This is a genomic window from Pseudomonas sp. GW823-FHT02C05, assembly GCF_058797595.1.
This window is the reverse complement of record NZ_JBXAJU010000001.1, coordinates 1,544,151-1,563,368: the sequence shown is the minus strand read 5'-3', so window position 1 is coordinate 1,563,368 and position 19,218 is coordinate 1,544,151. Positions and strand designations below refer to the sequence as shown.

The 19,218-nt window shown below is 65.5% G+C and carries 16 protein-coding genes and 1 pseudogene; 8 read left to right on the top strand and 9 right to left on the bottom strand.

Annotation, left to right across the window (positions count from 1 at the left end; translation table 11 throughout):
• Positions 1 to 134: 134 nt before the first annotated feature.
• Positions 135 to 647 carry a 4-hydroxyphenylacetate 3-monooxygenase, reductase component gene (hpaC, locus tag AC1RGE_RS07035; RefSeq protein ID WP_011061639.1) on the bottom strand — a complete coding sequence of 171 codons (513 nt, stop codon included), beginning with the start codon at positions 645 to 647 and terminating at the stop codon, positions 135 to 137.
• A 187-nt stretch (positions 648 to 834) separates the two neighbouring features.
• On the bottom strand, positions 835 to 2,397 hold the full coding sequence (gene hpaB, locus AC1RGE_RS07030) for a 4-hydroxyphenylacetate 3-monooxygenase, oxygenase component (RefSeq protein ID WP_492583741.1): 1,563 nt from the start codon (positions 2,395 to 2,397) through the stop codon (positions 835 to 837).
• A 320-nt stretch (positions 2,398 to 2,717) separates the two neighbouring features.
• On the opposite strand from hpaB, the pseudogene AC1RGE_RS07025 reads away from it, so the two are divergent.
• The 3 genes and pseudogenes from AC1RGE_RS07025 to AC1RGE_RS07015 form a co-directional block, all read left to right on the top strand.
• Positions 2,718 to 3,545 (top strand): annotated as a pseudogene (locus AC1RGE_RS07025) (MCP four helix bundle domain-containing protein); the annotation flags it as partial.
• Complete coding sequence (locus tag AC1RGE_RS07020; RefSeq protein WP_370059506.1) at positions 3,540 to 4,403, top strand: methyl-accepting chemotaxis protein; 864 nt, start codon at positions 3,540 to 3,542, stop codon at positions 4,401 to 4,403. The pseudogene AC1RGE_RS07025 and the gene AC1RGE_RS07020, both read left to right, overlap by 6 nt.
• 84 nt (positions 4,404 to 4,487) lie before the next feature.
• Positions 4,488 to 5,666, top strand: coding sequence for a pyridoxal phosphate-dependent aminotransferase (locus AC1RGE_RS07015; RefSeq protein ID WP_492583739.1), 1,179 nt, complete (start codon positions 4,488 to 4,490; stop codon positions 5,664 to 5,666).
• Between the two features lie 211 nt (positions 5,667 to 5,877).
• Here the strand turns inward: AC1RGE_RS07015 and AC1RGE_RS07010 are convergent, their stop codons facing one another.
• From AC1RGE_RS07010 to AC1RGE_RS06980, 7 genes are all read right to left on the bottom strand, one after another.
• Positions 5,878 to 6,663, bottom strand: coding sequence for a PA4824 family protein (locus AC1RGE_RS07010; protein WP_011061635.1), 786 nt, complete (start codon positions 6,661 to 6,663; stop codon positions 5,878 to 5,880).
• A gap of 76 nt (positions 6,664 to 6,739) precedes the next feature.
• Positions 6,740 to 7,090, bottom strand: a complete 351-nt coding sequence (locus AC1RGE_RS07005; protein ID WP_011061634.1) for a DUF2493 domain-containing protein — start codon at positions 7,088 to 7,090, stop codon at positions 6,740 to 6,742.
• Positions 7,078 to 8,781, bottom strand: coding sequence for a Na/Pi cotransporter family protein (locus tag AC1RGE_RS07000; RefSeq protein WP_011061633.1), 1,704 nt, complete (start codon positions 8,779 to 8,781; stop codon positions 7,078 to 7,080). Before AC1RGE_RS07000 ends, AC1RGE_RS07005 begins: the two co-directional genes overlap by 13 nt.
• Before the next feature lie 28 nt (positions 8,782 to 8,809).
• Positions 8,810 to 9,010: a hypothetical protein gene (locus AC1RGE_RS06995; protein ID WP_019095481.1), complete on the bottom strand. Its 201-nt coding sequence runs from the start codon at positions 9,008 to 9,010 to the stop codon at positions 8,810 to 8,812.
• 124 nt (positions 9,011 to 9,134) lie between these two features.
• Positions 9,135 to 11,846, bottom strand: coding sequence for a magnesium-translocating P-type ATPase (gene mgtA / locus AC1RGE_RS06990; protein WP_047287087.1), 2,712 nt, complete (start codon positions 11,844 to 11,846; stop codon positions 9,135 to 9,137).
• A gap of 283 nt (positions 11,847 to 12,129) precedes the next feature.
• Positions 12,130 to 12,420: a hypothetical protein gene (locus AC1RGE_RS06985; RefSeq protein ID WP_041118511.1), complete on the bottom strand. Its 291-nt coding sequence runs from the start codon at positions 12,418 to 12,420 to the stop codon at positions 12,130 to 12,132.
• A gap of 410 nt (positions 12,421 to 12,830) precedes the next feature.
• On the bottom strand, positions 12,831 to 13,181 hold the full coding sequence (locus AC1RGE_RS06980; RefSeq protein ID WP_011061629.1) for a hypothetical protein: 351 nt from the start codon (positions 13,179 to 13,181) through the stop codon (positions 12,831 to 12,833).
• A gap of 546 nt (positions 13,182 to 13,727) precedes the next feature.
• Here AC1RGE_RS06980 and ltnD point away from each other — a divergent pair.
• The 5 genes from ltnD to otnI all read left to right on the top strand — a co-directional run bounded on the left by ltnD (position 13,728) and on the right by otnI (position 19,025).
• Positions 13,728 to 14,633, top strand: a complete 906-nt coding sequence (gene ltnD, locus AC1RGE_RS06975) for an L-threonate dehydrogenase (RefSeq protein ID WP_011061628.1) — start codon at positions 13,728 to 13,730, stop codon at positions 14,631 to 14,633.
• 10 nt (positions 14,634 to 14,643) lie between these two features.
• Positions 14,644 to 15,936 carry a 3-oxo-tetronate kinase gene (gene otnK / locus AC1RGE_RS06970; RefSeq protein ID WP_492583737.1) on the top strand — a complete coding sequence of 431 codons (1,293 nt, stop codon included), beginning with the start codon at positions 14,644 to 14,646 and terminating at the stop codon, positions 15,934 to 15,936.
• Positions 15,933 to 16,571 carry a 3-oxo-tetronate 4-phosphate decarboxylase gene (otnC, locus tag AC1RGE_RS06965; protein ID WP_011061626.1) on the top strand — a complete coding sequence of 213 codons (639 nt, stop codon included), beginning with the start codon at positions 15,933 to 15,935 and terminating at the stop codon, positions 16,569 to 16,571. The genes otnK and otnC overlap by 4 nt, the downstream gene beginning before the upstream one ends.
• A gap of 186 nt (positions 16,572 to 16,757) precedes the next feature.
• Entirely contained in the window at positions 16,758 to 18,221 is a 1,464-nt protein-coding gene (locus AC1RGE_RS06960) for a GntP family transporter (protein WP_011061625.1), read from the top strand.
• A 21-nt stretch (positions 18,222 to 18,242) separates the two neighbouring features.
• Positions 18,243 to 19,025 (top strand): 2-oxo-tetronate isomerase, encoded by a 783-nt coding sequence (otnI, locus tag AC1RGE_RS06955; RefSeq protein ID WP_492583735.1) that lies wholly within the window; start codon positions 18,243 to 18,245, stop codon positions 19,023 to 19,025.
• Positions 19,026 to 19,218: the final 193 nt, after the last annotated feature.

Below are 19,218 nucleotides of genomic sequence, written 5' to 3'. Positions count from 1 at the left end.
GGACGTGGGCAGGGCCTGGTTCGAGTATCGATGGCTTGGAAGAGCCGCGCCATCCTACAGATGCAGGAGGTGGCCCTTGGCCCGGATGCCGGCGGGCATCCAGGCGCGGGAAATGACGGCCAGGAGGGAAGAGGTCAGGCCGCCCGGCAAGGGTGGGCCAGGCGATGGAAGCAACGGCTGAAGTACACCAGTGAGTCGCCGTGCTCCAGCACGCCGATTTCATCCAGTTCCACCAGCATTACCGAGTGTGTGCCGATTTCCTGGACCTCGGTGATGCGCCCCTGCAGGCTGGCCAGGGCGCCCTCCAGCACCGGCAGGGCCTGCAGGCCGTCGCGCCAGGGGTGCAGGCCGAAGCGCTGGTCCATGGCCACGCCGGTCATGCCGGCAAAGTGCCGGGCCACTTCTTCGTGTTCGCCACTGAGGACGTTGACGCACAACCGCCCGTTGCCCTTGAACACCGGGTTCAGGGCGCTGTTGCGGTTGACGCAGACCATCAGGGTCGGCGGGCTGTCGGTGACCGAGCAGACCGCCGTGGCGGTGATGCCGCAGCGGCCGGCGGGGCCGTTGCTGGTGATGACGTTGACCGCTGCGGTCATGTGCGCCATGGCGTTGCGAAAGGCGAGTTGCTTGGGATCGAGTACAGACATGACGAATTCCTCGTGGACGCAGGGCAGCCGGGTGTCTGGCTGCCAACGCGGGGCTGACGGCGGACTTGGCCTGTAGGAGCCGGCTTGCCGGCGAAGCGGGCCTGGAGGCTTGTGGTGCTCTGGCGGGCGTCTTCGCTGGCAAGCCAGCTCCTACACAAGCCAGCTCCTACACACGCTGGCTTCGTGGCTATTGGCGGATGCGGTCCAGCATGTTGATGTCATCCGGGTTGCTCAGGTGCGGCACGGTCCAGCCGTCGAGGTCGTAGTCCCCCAGGCACTTGTCCACCAGGTCGGTCATGGCTTTCATCGAGCCGCTGGCCTGGGCGTGGCGCAGGCACTGCATGCGGATCTCGTCCTGGCTGCCGGCGTAGTTGATCTCGTACAACTCGTGGCGGCCGCCGAATTCGGTGCCGATGGCGTCCCACAGCAGCTTGAGGATCTTGATCCGCTCCTCGTGGCCCATGCCCCCGGAGCCCCGGCAGTAGGTGCCGAGGTACTGGTTGAGCACCGGGTCCTTGAGGTCGCGGGAGCCGGAGGGCAGGTAGATCAGGCCGCTGGCCACCACCTGCTCGATGATCTTCTTGATGTCGGTGTAGGCCTGGGGCGCCAGGACCCGGTAAGCCTGCAGCGCCTGGGTACTGGGCAGGTAGACACCGTTCATCCATTCACTGGCGTTGCCATGCATGGCGTCGGTCAGGGACCAGAACAGGTTGCGCCAGGCCACCACTTCGCCGACCTGGGCCTGGACCCCGCGAAACTCCAGGGAACCGGTGCATTGCAGGGCCTTGACCAGCAGCCCGGTGATGAAATCGAGCTTCACCGCCAGCCGGGTGCAGCCCTGCATCGGGAACAGCCGGCCGAACCCGCCTTGAGGGAACCACTGGCGGCAGCGCTCGAAATCGCGGTAGATCAGCACGTTTTCCCAGGGGATGAACACCTTGTCCATGATCAGGATCGCGTCGTTCTCGTCGAAGCGGCTGGACAGCGGGTAGTCGAAGGGCGAGCCGGTCATGCCGGCCTGCAGTTCATAGGAAGGGCGGCAGATCAGCTTCATGCCCCGGGTGTTCATCGGCGCGATGAACATCAGGGCGAAATCGGTGTTGTCCCCCAGCAACTGGGCCGAGCCCTGGCCGACGAAGTTGTAGTGGGTCAGGGCCGAGTTGGTGGCCACCACCTTGGCGCCGCTGACGATGATCCCGCCCTCGACTTCCTCGTCCACCGAGATGAACACGTCCTTGACCTGATCCACCGGTTTGTCGCGGTCGATGGGTGGGTTGACGATGGCGTGGTTGAGGTAGAGGCAGGCTTCCTGGATGCGCTTGTACCAGGTGCGGGCGTTGTCTGCGAAGCGCCCGTAGAACTCCGGGTTGGCCCCCAGGGCGCTGCCGAAGGCGGCCTTGTAGTCGGGGCTGCGGCCCATCCAGCCATAGGTCAGGCGCGACCAGTCGGCGATGGCGTCGCGCTGCTGGCGCAGTTCATCGGGGCTTTTCGCCGAACGGAAGAACTTGTGGGTGTAGCCGCCGTTGCCGGTGTCGGTGTCCCAGCACAGTTGTGACTGGGTGGCCGGGTCGTGCAGGGCGTCGTACAGGCGGGCCATGGAGGCCGCGGAGTTGCGGAAGGCCGGGTGGGTGGTGACGTCCTTGACCCGGTCGCCATAGATGTAGATTTCACGGTCGTCGCGCAGGCTGGCCAGGTATTCGGCACCGGTCAGCGGGCGGTCGGTTGCGGCACGAAAGTCTTCAGGTTTCATATCCAGTCTCAGCGTTGTTTTTATTGACTGGGGCCATGATGGGCAGCCGCGGGAATGGACTAAATGGCTTTTCCGGCGAATGAATTGCACTTTTCATAGGGAGGCGGGTGGCCGGAGCCAGGGTCGAAAACGGTGGCTGAGGGGCGATGCTGTAGCGCTTTATCGATTCACTTCGCGTTGTGTTGTATCAGCAGTGATACACCGGTCACATTCAGAAATATTTTTAACAATCAGCCATATGAAAGCTCAAGTTCGGCCGATATCTCTGACAGGCCCGCGGACTTCCAACAGCGCGGCGCCCCACGTCGGCACAGCCCCTGATGCGCCGACGGCTCAACGGCATGGATGCCTGTCGCCCGTTCTCCCTCGAGAGTCGTCCTATGTCCTTGCGTAACCTGAATATCGCCCCTCGTGCTTTCCTCGGTTTTGCCTTCATTGCCTTGCTGGTCGTGGTGCTGGGGGTGTTTGCGGTCAATCGCATGGCGGTGATCCGCGAAGCCTCGATGGACATGGAAAGCAACCAGCTGCCCAGTGTCGGCTTTCTCGGCAACCTCACCGAGAACGTGCTGCGCCTGCGGATTCTTTCCTTCCGTGTGCTGGTGAACCGCGAGCCGGCAGGCCTGGCAGAAGCCCAGACGCGCATCGGCGTGCTGGTGGACAACGCCAGAAAGGCCCAGGCCAGCTATGCGGCCTTGCCGGCGGGGCCGCAGGAGGCTGCGTTGTACAAGACCTTCGCTACGACCCTGGACAACTACCTGCAGGCGCAGAACGAGATGCTCGAACTGTCGCGCCAGAACAAGCTGGATGAAATGCGCAGCCTGATCAATTCGCGGATCAAGGAAGGCACAGACCAGATGGGCGAGCAGTTGAACCAACTGATCGCGATCAACGCTGCTGATGCCAGGAGCGCTTCCAAGGCTGCCGGCGAGCACTACAGCAGCGCCATCGCCGGGATTGTGGCGGTGGCTGTGCTTGCCGCGCTGCTGACCATTGTTCTGGCGCTGTTGCTCACCCGCAGCATCGTCACCCCCCTGAACAAGGCCCTGAATGCCGCGCAGGTGATCGCCGGCGGCAACCTGCGCCAGGCCATCGAGGTCGATGGCAAGGACGAGCCGGCGCGGCTGTTGCAGGCCCTGGCCGAGATGCAGGCCAGCCTGCGCCGCACCATCGAGCAGATCGCCGGCTCGGCGACCCAGCTGGCCTCGGCCTCGGAAGAACTCAGCGCGGTCACTGAAGAGGCTTCCCGCGGCTTGCAGCAGCAGAACAACGAGATCGAACAGGCGGCCACCGCGGTCAACGAAATGACCGCCGCGGTGGAGGAGGTGGCACGCAACGCGGTGTCCACTTCCGAGGCTTCCCGGCAGTCGACCCAGGCCGCTCGCGAAGGTCGCGACCGGGTGGTGGAAACCGTGGACGCGATCCAGACCATGACCCACGACGTGCAGAGCACCTCGGTGATGATCGAAGGCCTGGCGACCCAGGGCCGGGATATCGGCAAGGTGCTGGACGTGATCCGCGCCATCGCCGAGCAGACCAACCTGCTGGCCCTCAACGCGGCCATCGAAGCGGCCCGTGCCGGCGAGGCCGGGCGCGGCTTTGCGGTGGTGGCCGATGAGGTGCGGGCCCTGGCCCATCGCACCGCCCAGTCGACCCAGGAAATCGAGAAGATGGTGGCCGGCATCCAGAACGGCACGGGCGACGCCGTGGAGTCGATGCAGCAGAGCAACCAGCGTACCCAGAGCACCCTGGAACTGGCCCGTGCCGCGGGCGTGGCCCTGGAGCAGATTGCCGAATCCATCAACCAGATCAACGAGCGCAACCTGGTGATCGCCAGCGCCTCGGAAGAGCAGGCGCAGGTGTCCCGCGAGGTGGACCGCAACCTGGTGAACATCCGCGACCTGGCCACCCAGTCGGCGGCCGGGGCCAACCAGACCAGCGCCGCCAGCCATGAGTTGTCGCGCCTGGCGGTGGACCTGAACGCTCTGGTGGCGCGTTTTGTGATCTAAGCGTCCAACGGCGCTGGCGCTCGCTCGACGAGTGCCGCGCCAGCACCTAGGGTTCTGGCTGAAGCATCTTTCATGGAGAAAGCGATGCGCTATTCAGCCCTGACCCAACGGATTGCCGGAGAAGGTTCCGCCGCCTGGGATATCCATTACCGAGCTTTGGCCTTGCGCGAGCAGGGGCGCGATGTGCTGTTGCTGACCATCGGCGATCCGGATTTCGACACCCCCCGGCCTGTGGTCCAGGCGGCCATCGATAGCCTGCTGGCCGGTGACACCCACTATTCGGATGTGCGCGGCAACCTGGCGTTGCGCACTTGCATCGCCCGTTGCCACCACCAGCGCACCGGGCAGATCGTCGATGCCGAGCACGTGGTGGTGCTGCCGGGGGCGCAGTGTGCGGTGTTCTCCGTGGCCCAGTGCCTGCTGGGCCCTGGGGACGAGGTGCTGGTGGCCGAGCCCATGTACGTCACCTACGAAGGGGTGTTCGGTGCCTGTGGCGCCACCGTGGTGCCGGTGCCGGTACGGGCCGAGCAGGGCTTTCGCCTGGACCCGCAGGAAGTGGCGGCGCGCATCAGCCCGCGGACCCGGGCCATGCTCATCAACAGCCCCAACAACCCCTCCGGGGCCAGCCTGTCCCTTGATGACTGGCAGGTCCTGGCACGGTTGTGCATGGAGCATGACCTGTGGCTGGTTTCCGACGAGGTCTACGGCGACCTGCTGTATGAAGGCCAGCACCTGAGCCCGGGCGGTCTGCCGCGAATGGGCGGGCGCACCGCCACCATCAACAGCCTGTCCAAGTCCCATGCCATGAGCGGCTGGCGGGTGGGCTGGGTGATCGCTCCGCCGGTGCTGGCCGGGCACCTGAGCAATCTGGCCCTGTGCATGCTCTATGGCCTGCCGGACTTCATCCAGAATGCGGCAGTGGTGGCGCTGACCCGCGAACTGCCGGAACTGCCACGGATGCGCGAGGAGTACCGCCAGCGCCGCGACCTGGTGTGCACGCTGCTCGGGCAGTGCCCGGGCTTGCGGCCAGTGCTGCCCGATGGCGGCATGTTCGTCATGGTCGACGTACGCCGCACCGGGCTGGGCGCCCAGGCGTTCGCCGAGCGACTGCTGGAGGATTATGGGGTTTCGGTGCTGGCGGGCGAAGCCTTCGGCCCCAGCGTGGTCGGGCACATCCGCATTGCCCTGGTGCTGGACCGCGAACGGCTGGCCGAAGCCTGCCGCCGCATCGCCCAGTGCACCGCGCAACTCCTGGCCCTGTAGGAGCCGGCTTGCCGGCGAAGAGGTCCCAGAGCCCTGCATCGCCCTTGCCGACGCTTTCGCTGGCAAGCCAGCTCCTACGGTGCAACGCAACGCCGAACGTACCTTGCGTAGAAGCCGGCTTGCCGGCGAAGAGGCCCTTGAGTCTTCCATCGCCCTTGCCGACGCCTTCGCTGGCAAGCCAGCTCCTACAGAGGTGGGGCGCTTTCGGGGGTTAGAAGCGCAGGGTCGCGCCGGTGGTCAGCCAGCGATCGCGGTCTTCGGTCAGGTGCTGGCCAACGATCAGGTCCAGGTCCAGGTGCTGGCCCAGGTGCAGGCGCGGGCCGGCCTGCCAGCCCTGTTCGCCGCCGCGTTGGCCGTAGCGCTCGGCAATCAGGGTCAGGCTCTGGGCCAGGTCGTACTCCAGCCCGCTGCCCCAGGCCCAGCGGTGGCTCTGGTCGCCGTCGTCATAGGCGTGGGCCCAGCCGGCATTCAGGTTCAGGCGCAGGCTGGCAACAGGGCTGAAGGTCAGTGGCAGGGCGAGGTCGCCACCGTCGAAGCTGTGGCTGCGGTTCAGGGCCCAGTGGGCGGAGCCGGCCAGGGCCAGTTGCAGGCCCAGGTCATCACGGTCCAGCAGGGCCAGCTTGACCTGGGGGCTGAGCTGGGTCTCGCCCTGGCCGTCGGCCTGCTGGCGCTGCACCGCGGCCCCCAGTTGCACCCAGGGCAGTTGGCTGAAGGTGCAGGCCGGGGCCACCACGCTGGTGTGGCTGGAGCCCTGGTGGCGGGTGCTCTGGTACCAGACATCGACATTGCATTCCCCGGGTGCGTTGATGGCGCCGTCGTCCACCACGTAGGCGCCGCCGGCGGCCTGGGCCTTGGAGCACAGGGCCAGGGTGGCGGTCGCGCTGGCGGTGAGGGCGAGGAACAGCAGGTTGCGCTTGAGCATGCGGCTTTTCGCGGCAGGCAGAGGGTGGCCAAAGGCGCTGGAACGCGAGGGGCGATGTGGGGTGTGCTTGGACATGGCGGATCTCGTTCTGGGTTGGGGCACCGGTGCATCTGGCGTGCGGGCCGGTGCAGAGGGTGGCGGCTTGGGAGGCTTACTGGTCGGCCATCGACAGAACCTGGATCTGCCGGGCCCGGGCCTGGGCCAGCAGTTCTTCGGTGTCTTCCCCACCGGGCAGGGCGAGGACGATGTCGGGGCGGCTGTCGGCCAGCATGAAGGCGTTGCGCAGGCGTTCGGCGTGCTTGCCATGGCGTTGCCAGTTGGGCGGGTAGCGGATGATGTCGGCGCCGATGTCCCGGGCCCAGTCCTCGATATGGGCGCCGAGGAACTGGCTGCCGCCATGAATCACCACGCGGGTTTCATGCAGGCGCTGAAAGGCGTCGAGGACCTGGCGGCACCGGCGGTCGTCGGCGTAGTAGCGGCCGGCGCAGATCAGGACGCGCATGGGCTGTTCTCCTTTACCGGGCTGATGCTGGTCTCGCCGGGCAGCGGTTCGTTGAGGTAAGCGTGCTCGATGTCCCGTTCACCGGCGCGCTCCAGGGCCGGGTAGGCCAGGGCGGCGATGTGGTGGTGAACCCGCCGGTAGTCGCGCAGCAAGCGCTGGAAAATGTCCCCGGATTCGGCCCAGGCGCCACGGTCTTCGCGCAACTTGCGAAAGTGCTCGCGGCTGGCGGCGGCTTCCAGGCGCCGTACGTTTTCCTTGCGCGCCACCAGTTGGTGGGCGGTGGGCAGGTCTTCGCGCAGGAACACGGTGATGGCCAGGCTCAGGCTGTCCAGCAGTTCCTGGTGCAGCGGGTACAGGGTGCTCAGCTCGAACTCGGAAAACGGCTCGCCACGGCGCAAGCGCCGCGCGGCCAGGTGCGCCAGGCTGGTGGCGAGAATGTCCCCGGCGTGTTCCAGGTTGATCACCAGCAGCAGGATTTCCTGGGAGCGGTCGGCATCCTGGTCGCTGATGCCTTCCTTGCCGATATCCGCCAGGTAGGCGCGGATCGCCGCGCTGAGCAGGTCCAGGGACTGATCGATATGGCGCACCTGATCGGCATTGGCCTGGTTGGCGGTGCGAAACAGCTGCAGCACCCGGTCGAGCATGCCCGAGAGCATGTCGGCCATGCGCAAGGCTTCACGGGCGGCGTTGGACAGGCCGATATTGGCCACTTCCAGGCCGGCTTCGTCCAGGTACAGCGGCATGCCCGGGTCGGTCACCGCGGCCGGGGCCGGCAGCAGCCGGGTCAGCAGCTTGGCCATTGGCCCGGTGAAACCGATGAACAGCAGCGCCAGCACCAGGCTGAAGGCAGTGTGCAGGGCCACCACCAGCAGTGCCGGAGGCAGTTGCTCGATGACGTGCCACTGGCCCAGGGTGGCGATCCAGGGCATCAGCAGCGCCGCTCCCGACAGGCGCACCAGCAGGTTGCCCAGGGGCAGGCGCCGGGCCACGTTGCCGCTGGCGCTGAGCAGCGAGGGCAGGGTGCTGCCGAGGTTGACCCCCAGCACCAGGGCCATGCTGGTGGCCGGCGACAGCAGCCCAGTGCCGGCCAGCGAGGCGATCAGCAGCACCACGGCAACGCTGGAGTGGCACATCCAGGTCAGCAGCAGCGCCACCAGCAGGGCCAGCAGCAGGTCGCCGTCGAGGCTGGTCATCACCAGCTGGAACACCGGGGTGCCTTCCACCGCCCCCAGGGTCGCGCCGAGCATGCCCAGGGCCAGCAGCATCAGGCCCAGGCCGATCAGTGCGCAGCCGATGCTTTCAAAGCGCGAATCGTCCCGCAGGCGAAAGCACAGGAAGCCCGCCAGCAATGCCACGGGTGCCGCCAGCGAGAGGTCGAGGCTGAGCAGCTGGACCACCAGGGTCGAGCCGATATTGGCCCCCAGCATCACCGCCAGCGCCGGGGCCAGGCCCAGGGTGCCGGCGGCGGTGAAGGAGCTGGCCATCAGGCTCACCGCAGTGCTGCTTTGCACCACGCCGGTGATGCCGACGCCGCACAGCAGCGCCAGCCAGCGGTTGTTCAGGTGTTGCCCGAGCCAGTGCCGCAGCGGGCTGCCGAAGCCCCGCAGGAGTGAGCCGCAGATCATCTGCGAGCCCCACAGCAACAGCGCGATGGCGCCGGCCAGGTTGATCAGAAGAGTAGTGCCCGACATGAGTATTCTCCCGGGACTGTGACAGGTTTCAGGCAATCGCCAGGCGCAGCGAGGCGCGGGTGATGGCGGCGCTGAACCCCAGCAGGAAACGCATTTCAACGGCGCTCAGCAGGCCCCGCACATAGAGGCGGATGCTCAGGCGGGCGAGCAGCCTGGCGCAGGCGCACAGGCCGCAGACCAGCAAGGCCTTCAGGCCGCGTTGCAACAGCGAAAAAGGTTTGAAAAACATGGCGATGCTCCTTTCGGGCGAACAGCGTCGCCGTCGACAGGGCGCTGGCCGCGCCGACGGTGGCATCGTTGGTTTGCTGTATCTGGTGCGACCGCCGTGGGGCGGTCGCACCGGGCTCAGGCCCTTAGAACCACTGCTTGAAGCGGCGGATGTACAGGGTCTTCATGGTCTGGGCGACCACGCAGTAGCTGAGCAGGGTACCCACCAGCCAAGGGAAGTATTCCCATGGCAGCGGCACCAGGCCGACCATGCTGCCCAGAGGCGAGAAGGGCACATAGATACCCAGTGCCATCACCAGGCCCGTGGCGAGCATGACCGGCAGTGCCGCGGTGCTCTGGATGAACGGGATCTTGCGGGTGCGCAGCATGTGCACCACCAGGGTCTGGGAGAGCAGGCCTTCGATGAACCAGCCGGACTGGAACAGGGCGGCCATTTCCACGCTGTTGGCGGCAAACACGTACCACATCAGGGCAAAGGTGGTGATGTCGAAGATCGACGAGGTCGGCCCGATCCACAGCATGAAGCGCCCGATGTTCTTGGCGTCCCACTTGCGTGGCTTGCTCAGGTATTCCTTGTCCATCTTGTCCCACGGCAGGGCCAGCTGGGAGAAGTCGTACATCAGGTTCTGCAGCAGCAGGTGGATCGCCAGCATCGGCAGGAACGGAATGAAGGCACTGGCCACCAGCACCGAGAACACGTTGCCGAAGTTGGAGCTGGCGGTCATGTTCAGGTACTTCATGATGTTGCCGAAGGTCTCGCGACCCTTGATCACCCCTTCCTCCAGCACCATCAGGCTCTTTTCCAGGAGGATGATGTCCGCCGATTCCTTGGCAATGTCGGTGCCGCTGTCCACCGAGATGCCGACATCGGCATCGCGCAGCGCCGGAGCGTCGTTGATGCCGTCGCCGAGAAAGCCCACGGTGTGGCCGTTGGCCTGCAATGCCTTGAGCACCCGGGACTTCTGCAGCGGGGTGAGCTTGGCAAATACCGTGCGCTCTTCCACCAGGCGCCCCAGCACTTCGTCGTCCATGCGCTCGATGTCACGACCCAGCAGCGGCTCGCCGACCTCCAGGCCGACCTCGCGGCAGATCTTCGCGGTGACGATGGCGTTGTCACCGGTCAGTACCTTCACGGTGACCCCGTTGTCGCGCAGGGCGGCAATCGCCGGGCCGGCGGTTTCCTTCGGCGGATCGAGGAAGGTCAGGAAGCCTTCGATCACCAGCTCGCGTTCGTCGCTGGCGCTGTACTGGTTCTTGATCTGGTCCCGGGCGATGTCACGGGTGCCCACCAGCAGCACGCGGAAACCGTCGCGGTTGTAGTCTTCGGCCAGTTGCAGCAACTCGGCACGCAGGGCAGCGTCGATGGTCTGGGTGACACCGTTCTTGCGGACCCGAGTGGCGGTTTCCAGCATTTCTTCCACCGCGCCCTTGCACACCAGCAGGTGGTGGCCGCGGGCATCGGCGAGGATGACCGACAGGCGCCGCCGGACGAAGTCGAACGGTAGCTCATCCACCTTGCGCCAGGCGGCAGGCGGGGTGAAGTGCGGGTTCTCCTCGGCGAAGCTGACCACTGCGCGGTCCATCAGGTTCTTCATGCCGCTCTGGTGGTAGCTGTTGAGCCAGGCCAGTTGCAGCACTTCATCGCAGCGGCTGCCGCTGATGTCGACGTGATGTTCGAGGATGATCCGGTCCTGGGTCAGGGTGCCGGTCTTGTCGGTGCAGAGCACGTCCATGGCGCCGAAGTTCTGGATCGCGTTGAGGCGCTTGACCACCACCTTGCGCTTGGCCATGGCCGAGGCGCCCTTGGCCAGGTTGGCGCTGACGATCATCGGCAGCATTTCCGGGGTCAGGCCGACGGCCACTGCCAGGGCGAACATGAAGGCTTCGGCCCAGTCGCCCTTGGCGAATCCGTTGATCAGCAGAACGATGGGCACCATCACCAGCATGAAGCGGATCAGCAGCCAGCTGACGCTGTTGACCCCGCGGTCGAAGGCGGTCTGGGTGCGGGAGCCGACGATGGAGCGGGCCAGGGAACCGAAGTAGGTGCGCGAGCCGGTGGCCACGACCACGGCGGTGGCCGTGCCGCTGACCACGTTGGTGCCCATGAAGCAGATGTTCGGCAGGTCCAGCAGGTCTTGCTGATCGGCGGCCTGGGCGGTGGCGGACTTTTCCTGGACGGCGCCCAGGGTGTCGTACTTTTCAACCGGCAAGGCTTCGCCGGTGAGCACCGCCTGGCTGATGAACAGGTCGCGGGATTCGATCAGGCGGATGTCGGCAGGGATCATGTCACCGGCGGACAGCTGGATGATGTCGCCCACCACCAGGTCGCGCATCGGCACTTCACGCACCCGGGCCTGCATGCCCATCTGCTCGCGGCGCAGTACGGCGGCGGTGGTCCGTACCATGGCCTTGAGCGCTTCGGCGGCCTTGGCCGAGCGGTGTTCCTGCCAGAAACGCATCAGGCCGCTGGCCAGCACCATCACCAGGACGATGATGACCCCGGTGAGATCGGTTTCTTCGCCGGCCTGCAGCGGCAGCCAGAAGTCGGTGAAGAAACTGATACCGGTCAGGGTCATCAGCACATAGATGAAAGGGTTGTTGAAAGCCTGGAGCAACTGCACCAGAGCGTGTGGCGGACGGTCGTGGGCGACCTCGTTGTGGCCGTCCCGTTGCAGGCGGCCCTCGGCATCCAGTTCAGTGAGGCCGGCGGTGGTGGAGTTGACGTTGGCCAGGGTGACGGCCAGGCCGTTCTGGGCTTCGCGGGCGGCACGCATCGACAGCTTGTTGCTGTCACTGGTGGCGCTGGTGTTGCGGGAAGTTGGGGTTTTTACAGTCATGGTCTGTGCTCCTGCCGCCTGCTTGCGGCACGACACAGCAACACTCAACTAATTAAAGGCGAGCGAAAACATGTCGAGCCGCAGGTTAGCGATCGATTTTGATCTTGGCGTTTTTCAGGTTTTAACGTTCGCTGCCCAAACAATGAAGTTGTATGGGCAGCGAACCTACTACTGGCCTCTTCCATAACTTTCTCCAGTAACTTTATTAACTGACAGGCACTAGCGCGCCGCCGAACTTCAACTTTTAAAGTTCGTTTGCAAACAACGGAAAGTTACCGCTGGTTCAGGCTGAGCTGCGTGCCCCGAGGTACAGGCCGAAGATCAGTCCGGCCTGCTGCAGGAGCAGGGCAGCGCCCCGACTCTGCGGGTCCTGGCTATCGTCGAAGCACCAGCGTTGCTGCAACTGCCCGGTCATCGGGCAGACGCGCCAATTGGCTCGCAGGGCGGTCGAGGGGGTGGGGGCGGCACGAGAAAACGGCGAGCGCGCCAGAACCTTGGGCTCACGGCACAGCTTGACCCGCATGGTGGCGGCGAAGGCGCGAACGCCTGGCATTACAGAGGAAGTGAAGTGCATAACATTTGCCTCGCGACCGGACTGGTTCCGGGGGAGGCAAGTTACGTTGGAGCGTCAAGCCCTAGCGCAGCTTACCCGACCGCGGAGTCGAGTCCCGTCATTTTCAGGGTTAAGTGCCTGGCTCTGCGCAGCGGCAGTGACCAGACAGCGTCTAGATACTGTGTCCATTGGCTTCTTTAGTGAGTTAAACAAAGGGCCGTAATTACCGGCCCGCGCAATTTACTCAGGAGGGGTGCTGGAGTCAAGGTTAAATTGCCCTGAATCATTGATCAGTTACGAAGTTTCAGGTGAGGTTCAGCTAAGGGTGGGAATTAGCTGATGCGAGAGGCGGATATATATAAGTTTCATATAAAGAAAGTGCCCATGACAGATGGGGATGTCATGAGCACTGAATATAGCGAAGAGGATTATCAGTGCAGCAAGTGCTGGGAGATATCCTTGTAGGTCGCGCTATCGGTGGCCGCCATCAACTGCCGGCCATCCTTGAGGGTGCCGATGAAGGTCACTTCGTTTTCCGTACCCGCCATCAGGTACCCGGCCAGGGCGCCCACCGGGCCCAACAGCATGGCGCCGGCAATGCCGTAGCCCAGGGCGTCCTTGTTGGTGATGGGGCTTTCGCTGGCGATCTCCAGTGTCTTGAAGGCCGATGCCTTGACCTCGACGCCGTTGCTGTTGAATACCGTCTTGAGCCTGAAGGTGCCGTGCCGGTACTCGCCGGCGCCTTGCAGGAAATCACCTGATAAAACCTCAATCTTTGCCATGTTGAATCATCCTTATCCAAGCATAACCAGACAAGCCATTGAGCTCTCCGCCAGTGGGAGCGTCAACGGGGTTGCGATGAAGGGTGCTACCGCCAGTCAGCAGCCCTCGTTCATTCAGCCTCGGCCAGGTCACCCCGGGCCATGCTGATCCAGATCAGGGCTGTGAAGGGTTGTAGCAGCCCACGGGGCACCGGCCGTCGGCTTCCGACCAGTGGCTGGCCGGGGCCGGGCGCTCAAGGTGATGTTAAAAAATGTTAGATTGAAAAACTTCTTCACATAATCCGTTCATTGGTGGATGATCGTTCACAGCCAAAGCTCAACCTGATAACAACAGCAACAGGATGGCCATGATGATCGATTCGCTCCTGCCTCTCTCGGCACCTGCCCACGGTGCCATGCACCTTCCGGGCTTGCCGTCTGGCGCTGCGCCTGTTGCTGCCTGTGTTGCATTTGCCGGACCTGCAATCCGGATTTCCCTGTCCTGCCCGGTTCTTGCCCGGCGCCTGTCTGGCGCGGCACAGTCCTGGTCTATTTCTGGAGTCCCCCATGAATAACAACAATGTCGGTGTCATCGGTCTTGGCGCCATGGGCCTGGGCATCGCCCGGTCGTTGCTGCGCAGCGGTTTCAAGGTGCATGCCTGTGACGTCCGTGCTGCGGTCACCGAGCAGTTCGCCAGCGAAGGCGGCGTGGCTTGCGCCTCGGCGGCGCAACTGGCCGGTGAATGCGATGTGATTGTCACCGTGGTGGTCAATGCCGAGCAGACCGAAAGTGTGCTGTTCGGTGAGGGCGGGGCGGCAGCGGCACTGCGTCCCGGCAGCCTGGTGATCGGCTGCGCCACCGTGGCCCCGACCTACGCCGTGGACCTGGGCCAGCGCCTGGAAGCCCTGGGCCTGCTCTATCTGGATGCACCGATCTCCGGGGGCGCGGCCAAGGCCGCCGCCGGCGAGATGACCATGATGACCTCCGGCCCGGCCACCGCTTACGCCAGGGCCGAGGCGATTCTGGGGGGCATGGCCGGCAAGGTCTATCGCCTGGGGGATGCCCATGGCCTGGGCTCCAAGGTCAAGATCATCAACCAGTTGCTGGCCGGGGTGCACATTGCCGCCTCTGCCGAAGCCATGGCCCTGGGACTGCGCGAAGGGGTGGACGCCGATGCCCTGTATGAGGTGATCACCCACAGCGCGGGCAACTCCTGGATGTTCGAGAACCGCGTTCCGCATATCCTCAAGGCCGACTACACACCGCTGTCCGCGGTGGACATCTTCGTCAAGGACCTGGGGCTGGTGCTGGATACCGCCCGGGCCAGCAAATTCCCGCTGCCGCTGTCGGCCACCGCGCACCAGATGTTCATGCAGGCCTCCAGCGCCGGTTTTGGCCGCGAGGACGACTCGGCGGTGATCAAGATCTTCCCGGGCATCGACCTGCCCGTGGCCAAGCCCGATGCCGAGTGAGGAACCCATGATGACGATTTCCAATCCACGCCCGTTGCTGGGCTGCATCGCCGACGATTTCACCGGGGCCACGGACCTGGCCAACATGCTGGTTCGCGGTGGCATGCGCACTGTGCAGAGCATCGGCATTCCCAGCGCTGAAGTGGCTGCCGGGCTGGACGCCGACGCCGTGGTGATCGCGCTGAAGTCGCGCACCACTGCGGCCAGCGAAGCGGTGGCCGAATCCCTGGCCGCCCTGCAATGGCTGCGGGACCAGGGCTGCGAGCAGATCTTCTTCAAATACTGCTCGACCTTCGATTCCACCGCGGCGGGCAACATCGGTCAGGTCAGCGAGGCCTTGCTCGAGGCCCTGGGCAGCGATTTCACCCTGGCCTGCCCGGCGTTCCCGGAGAACGGCCGGACCATTTTCCGTGGCCACTTGTTCGTCCAGGACCAGTTGCTCAGCGAATCGGGCATGCAGCATCACCCGCTGACGCCGATGACCGATGCCAACCTGGTGCGGGTCCTGCAATCCCAGACCCGGCTGCCGGTAGGCCTGCTGCGCTACGACAGCATCGCCCAGGGCGTGGAGGCGGTGCGCAGCAGGATCGCCGAACTGCGCGGGCAGGGTGTTGCCCTGGCGATTGCCGACGCGCTGTCCGATGCCGACCTCTATACCCTCGGCGCCGCCTGCGCCGACCTGCCGCTGCTCACTGGCGGTTCCGGGCTGGCCCTGGGCCTGCCGGAAAACTTCCGTCGCGCCGGCAAGCTGCGTGACCTCGATGCTGCAAGCCTGCCCAAGGTAGCCGGTGGCGAAGTGGTGCTGGCCGGCAGTGCCTCCCTGGCCACCAATGCTCAGGTCGATGCCTGGCTGGAAGCCGAGCGCCCGGCCTGGCGCATCGACCCGCTGGCCCTGGCGGCCGGCGAGGCGGTGGTGGAACAGGCCCTGGCCTTTGCCCGGGAGCAGCAGGGCACGGTGCTGATCTACGCCACCAGCACGCCGGAAGAGGTCAAGGCGGTGCAGCGTCAGCTCGGTGCCGAACGTGCCGGAGCGCTGGTGGAGAATGCCCTGGGCGAGATCGCCCGGGGCCTGCGCGACAGCGGCGTGCGGCGCTTTGTGGTGGCTGGCGGGGAAACCTCCGGCGCCGTGGTCAAGGCCCTGGACGTGCGCCTGCTGCAGATCGGTGCGCAGATCGATCCCGGGGTCCCGGCCACCGTCAGCAGTGGCGACGAGCCCCTGGCACTGGCGCTGAAGTCCGGCAACTTCGGTGGTCGCGACTTTTTCAGCAAGGCCCTGGGTCAACTGGCGGGAGGTCAGGCATGAGCCGGGAAAACGCTCTGCGCGAAGAAATCTGTGATGTCGGCCGCAGCCTCTATCAGCGCGGCTACACCGTGGGCAGCGCCGGCAACATCAGTGCGCGGCTCGATGATGGCTGGCTGATCACCCCCACCGACATCTGCCTGGGCCGGCTCGACCCTGCAGCCATCGCCAAGGTCAACCTGGCGGGGGAGTGGGTGAGCGGCGACAAACCGTCCAAGACCCTGGCCCTGCATCGCCAGGTGTATGACCGCAATCCCGGGGTGGGCGGGGTGGTGCATACCCATTCCACCCACCTGGTGGCCTTGACCCTGGCCGGGGTCTGGCGCGAGGACGACATCCTGCCGCCGCTGACCCCGTACCAGGTGATGAAGGTCGGGCACATCCCGCTGATCGGCTACCAGCGCCCGGGTTCGCCCAAGGTCGCCGAGCAGGTGGCGCAACTGGCCAACCAGGTGCGTGGGGTGATGCTCGAACGCCTGGGCCCGGTGGTCTGGGAAAGCAGTGTGTCCAAGGCCAGCTACGCCCTGGAAGAGCTGGAGGAAACCGCGCGCCTGTGGCTGATGAGCCAGCCGCGCCCGGCACCTCTGGATCAGGCCGCCCTGGATGAGCTGCGGGACGCTTTCGGCGCCACCTGGTAAGCCCGCGACACTGCCAGCGTTTCATGCACGCCAGTCCACGGAAGCCTTCATGAGGCTTTCGCGGGGAGCGGCTTGCCGTTGAAAAACAATAACAACAGGATTTCCCGAGATGAATGACTGCATTTGCTTTACGGGTTCCCGCACCACCAGCACCCCCTGCCAGCCACTGGGTGGAGGGCTTGTGCAATGAGCCCGCTGATTCTGATGATCACCGCCGGGGCCGGTATCGCCCTGTTGCTGTTCCTGGTGCTCAAGTACAAGTTCCAGCCCTTTGTCGCGCTGATGCTGGTAAGCATCCTGGTGGCGCTGGTGGCCGGAGTGAAACCGGCGGAGCTGGTGGCCACCATCGAGGGCGGCATGGGCAAGACCCTCGGCCACATCGCCATCATCATCGCCCTGGGCGCGATGATCGGCCGCATCATCGAGCTTTCCGGCGGCGCCGAGGCGCTGGCCAAGACCCTGATCGAGCGCTTCGGCAACCGGCGCACGCCCCTGGCACTGACCATGGCCGGATTCATCATCGGCGTGCCGGTGTTCTTCGAGGTCGGGGTGATCATCCTCATGCCCCTGGCCTATGGCGTGGCCCGCAGTGCGCGCAAGCCGCTGCTGGTGTTCGCCTTGCCGATGTGCGCCGCGCTGCTCACCGTGCACGCCTTCCTGCCGCCGCACCCTGGAGCGGTGGCCGCGGCCAGCCAGCTGGGCGCGGACCTGGGCCGGGTGCTGATGTTCGGCCTGCCGCTGACCGCGCTGCTGTGCTACGTGGGCTACCGCGTGGCGGGGCGCATGACCCGGCGCAACTACCCGATGACCGATGACATCCGCGCCGAAGTCTACGGCCCGCACGTCACCAATGAAGACCTCGCCGCCTGGAACAACGGTTCCGAGCAGCCTGCCAGCCCCCAGGCGGTGGCCGCTGTGGCGCACATGGGCCTGGAAGAATCCACCGGCAGCCTGGCGGCGAAACTGCCGCCGGCTCCGCCACCGGGGTTCGGCCTGATCGTCAGCCTGATCCTGCTGCCCATCGTGCTGATCCTGCTGGGCACCCTGGCTACTTCCTTGCTGCCCCTGGAGTCCACCCTGCGTGGGGTGCTGACCGTACTTGGCGCGCCGCTGGTGGCGCTGCTGCTGGACACCTTGCTGTGTGCCTGGCTGCTGGGCTCGCGCCGCGGCTGGAGCCGCAGCCAGGTCTCCGACGTGATCGGCTCAGCGCTGCCCGGGGTGGCCATGGTGATCCTGATCGCCGGGGCCGGGGGGGTGTTCGGCAAGGTGCTGGTGGATACCGGGATCGGCGCGGTGGTCTCCGACCTGCTGCGCACCACCGGCCTGCCGGTGCTGGCCCTGGGTTTTCTGCTGACCATGCTGCTGCGTGCGGTGCAGGGCTCCACTACCGTGGCCCTGGTGACCACCGCCGGGATCATCGCGCCGCTGATCGCCACCCTCAACCTGAGCCCCAACCACATGGCCCTGCTGTGCCTGGCCATGGGCGGTGGCGGGCTGGCCATGTCCCATATCAATGACGCCGGGTACTGGATCTTCACCAAGCTGGCCGGCCTCAACGTCGCGGACGGCCTGCGTACCTGGACCGTGATCACCACCTTGCTCGGCACCTTGGGGTTCTGTATTACCCTGCTGATCTGGCCATTTGTCTGACCCTTTGTCCCAGGAGTTCCCATGCCTCGTTTTGCTGCCAACCTCAGCATGCTCTACCCGGAACATGACTTTCTCGAACGTTTCGCCGCCGCGGCGGCCGACGGCTTCACGGCCGTGGAATATCTGTTTCCCTACGACTACAGCCCCCAGGTGCTGAAACAGCGCCTGGACGACCACGGCCTGCAACAGGCCTTGTTCAACGCTCCGCCCGGCGACTGGGCGGCGGGGGAGCGGGGCATCGTTTCCCTGCCCGGGCGCGAGCAGGAATTCCGCCAGGGTTTCGACAAGGCCCTGGAATACGCCGCGGTGCTGGGCAACTCGCGGGTCCACGTGATGGCCGGCCTGCTGCCGTCCGAGAACGATCGCCCGCGGCACCACGGCGTCTACCTGGAGAACCTGGCCCACGCCACGGCCCAGGCGGCCAAGGTCGGGGTCACGGTGCTGCTGGAGCCGATCAACACCCGGGACATGCCGGGGTTCTTCCTCAACCGCCAGGACCAGGCCCAGGCCATCTGCAAGGAAGTCGGCGCGGCCAACCTCAAGGTGCAGTTCGACTGCTATCACTGCCAGATCGTCGAAGGCGACCTGGCGGTGAAACTGCGTCGGGACCTGGCGGGCATCGGCCATATCCAGATCGCCGGGGTGCCGGACCGCCACGAGCCGGACCTGGGCGAACTGAACTATCCCTACCTGTTCCAGCTGATGGACGACCTTGGCTACGACGGCTGGGTCGGTTGTGAATACCGCCCGCGCGGCAACACCTCCGCCGGCCTGCAGTGGCTGCGGGACTGGCAGGCGCGCTAAGGCTCGGCGGTGTAGCCGCCACTGCAGGTTGCGAAGCAAAAGGTATCTGGGGAGCGTCGCGCAAGGCCCTGGGGGGCCTTCGCGCATCGCTTTATGTAGCCGCTGCCGCAGGCTGCGAACGAGCCGCAGGCTCGCAGCGATTCCCTGGCCGTCGAGGCCCCTGCGGTGCCTTGCGCAGCCTGCGGCAGCGGCT

Coding starts and splice junctions, on each gene's coding strand:
- otnC (WP_011061626.1), top strand. CDS start 15,933: ATGAGCCGGGAAAACGCTCTGCGCGAAGAAATCTGTGATGTCGGCCGC.
- AC1RGE_RS07005 (WP_011061634.1), bottom strand. CDS start 7,090: ATGCGCGTCCTGATCTGCGCCGGCCGCTACTACGCCGACGACCGCCGG.
- hpaC (WP_011061639.1), bottom strand. CDS start 647: ATGTCTGTACTCGATCCCAAGCAACTCGCCTTTCGCAACGCCATGGCG.
- AC1RGE_RS06995 (WP_019095481.1), bottom strand. CDS start 9,010: ATGTTTTTCAAACCTTTTTCGCTGTTGCAACGCGGCCTGAAGGCCTTG.
- AC1RGE_RS06960 (WP_011061625.1), top strand. CDS start 16,758: ATGAGCCCGCTGATTCTGATGATCACCGCCGGGGCCGGTATCGCCCTG.
- AC1RGE_RS07020 (WP_370059506.1), top strand. CDS start 3,540: ATGCAGGCCAGCCTGCGCCGCACCATCGAGCAGATCGCCGGCTCGGCG.
- ltnD (WP_011061628.1), top strand. CDS start 13,728: ATGAATAACAACAATGTCGGTGTCATCGGTCTTGGCGCCATGGGCCTG.
- AC1RGE_RS06980 (WP_011061629.1), bottom strand. CDS start 13,181: ATGGCAAAGATTGAGGTTTTATCAGGTGATTTCCTGCAAGGCGCCGGC.
- otnI (WP_492583735.1), top strand. CDS start 18,243: ATGCCTCGTTTTGCTGCCAACCTCAGCATGCTCTACCCGGAACATGAC.
- AC1RGE_RS06985 (WP_041118511.1), bottom strand. CDS start 12,420: ATGCACTTCACTTCCTCTGTAATGCCAGGCGTTCGCGCCTTCGCCGCC.
- mgtA (WP_047287087.1), bottom strand. CDS start 11,846: ATGACTGTAAAAACCCCAACTTCCCGCAACACCAGCGCCACCAGTGAC.
- AC1RGE_RS07000 (WP_011061633.1), bottom strand. CDS start 8,781: ATGTCGGGCACTACTCTTCTGATCAACCTGGCCGGCGCCATCGCGCTG.
- otnK (WP_492583737.1), top strand. CDS start 14,644: ATGACGATTTCCAATCCACGCCCGTTGCTGGGCTGCATCGCCGACGAT.
- AC1RGE_RS07010 (WP_011061635.1), bottom strand. CDS start 6,663: ATGTCCAAGCACACCCCACATCGCCCCTCGCGTTCCAGCGCCTTTGGC.
- AC1RGE_RS07015 (WP_492583739.1), top strand. CDS start 4,488: ATGCGCTATTCAGCCCTGACCCAACGGATTGCCGGAGAAGGTTCCGCC.
- hpaB (WP_492583741.1), bottom strand. CDS start 2,397: ATGAAACCTGAAGACTTTCGTGCCGCAACCGACCGCCCGCTGACCGGT.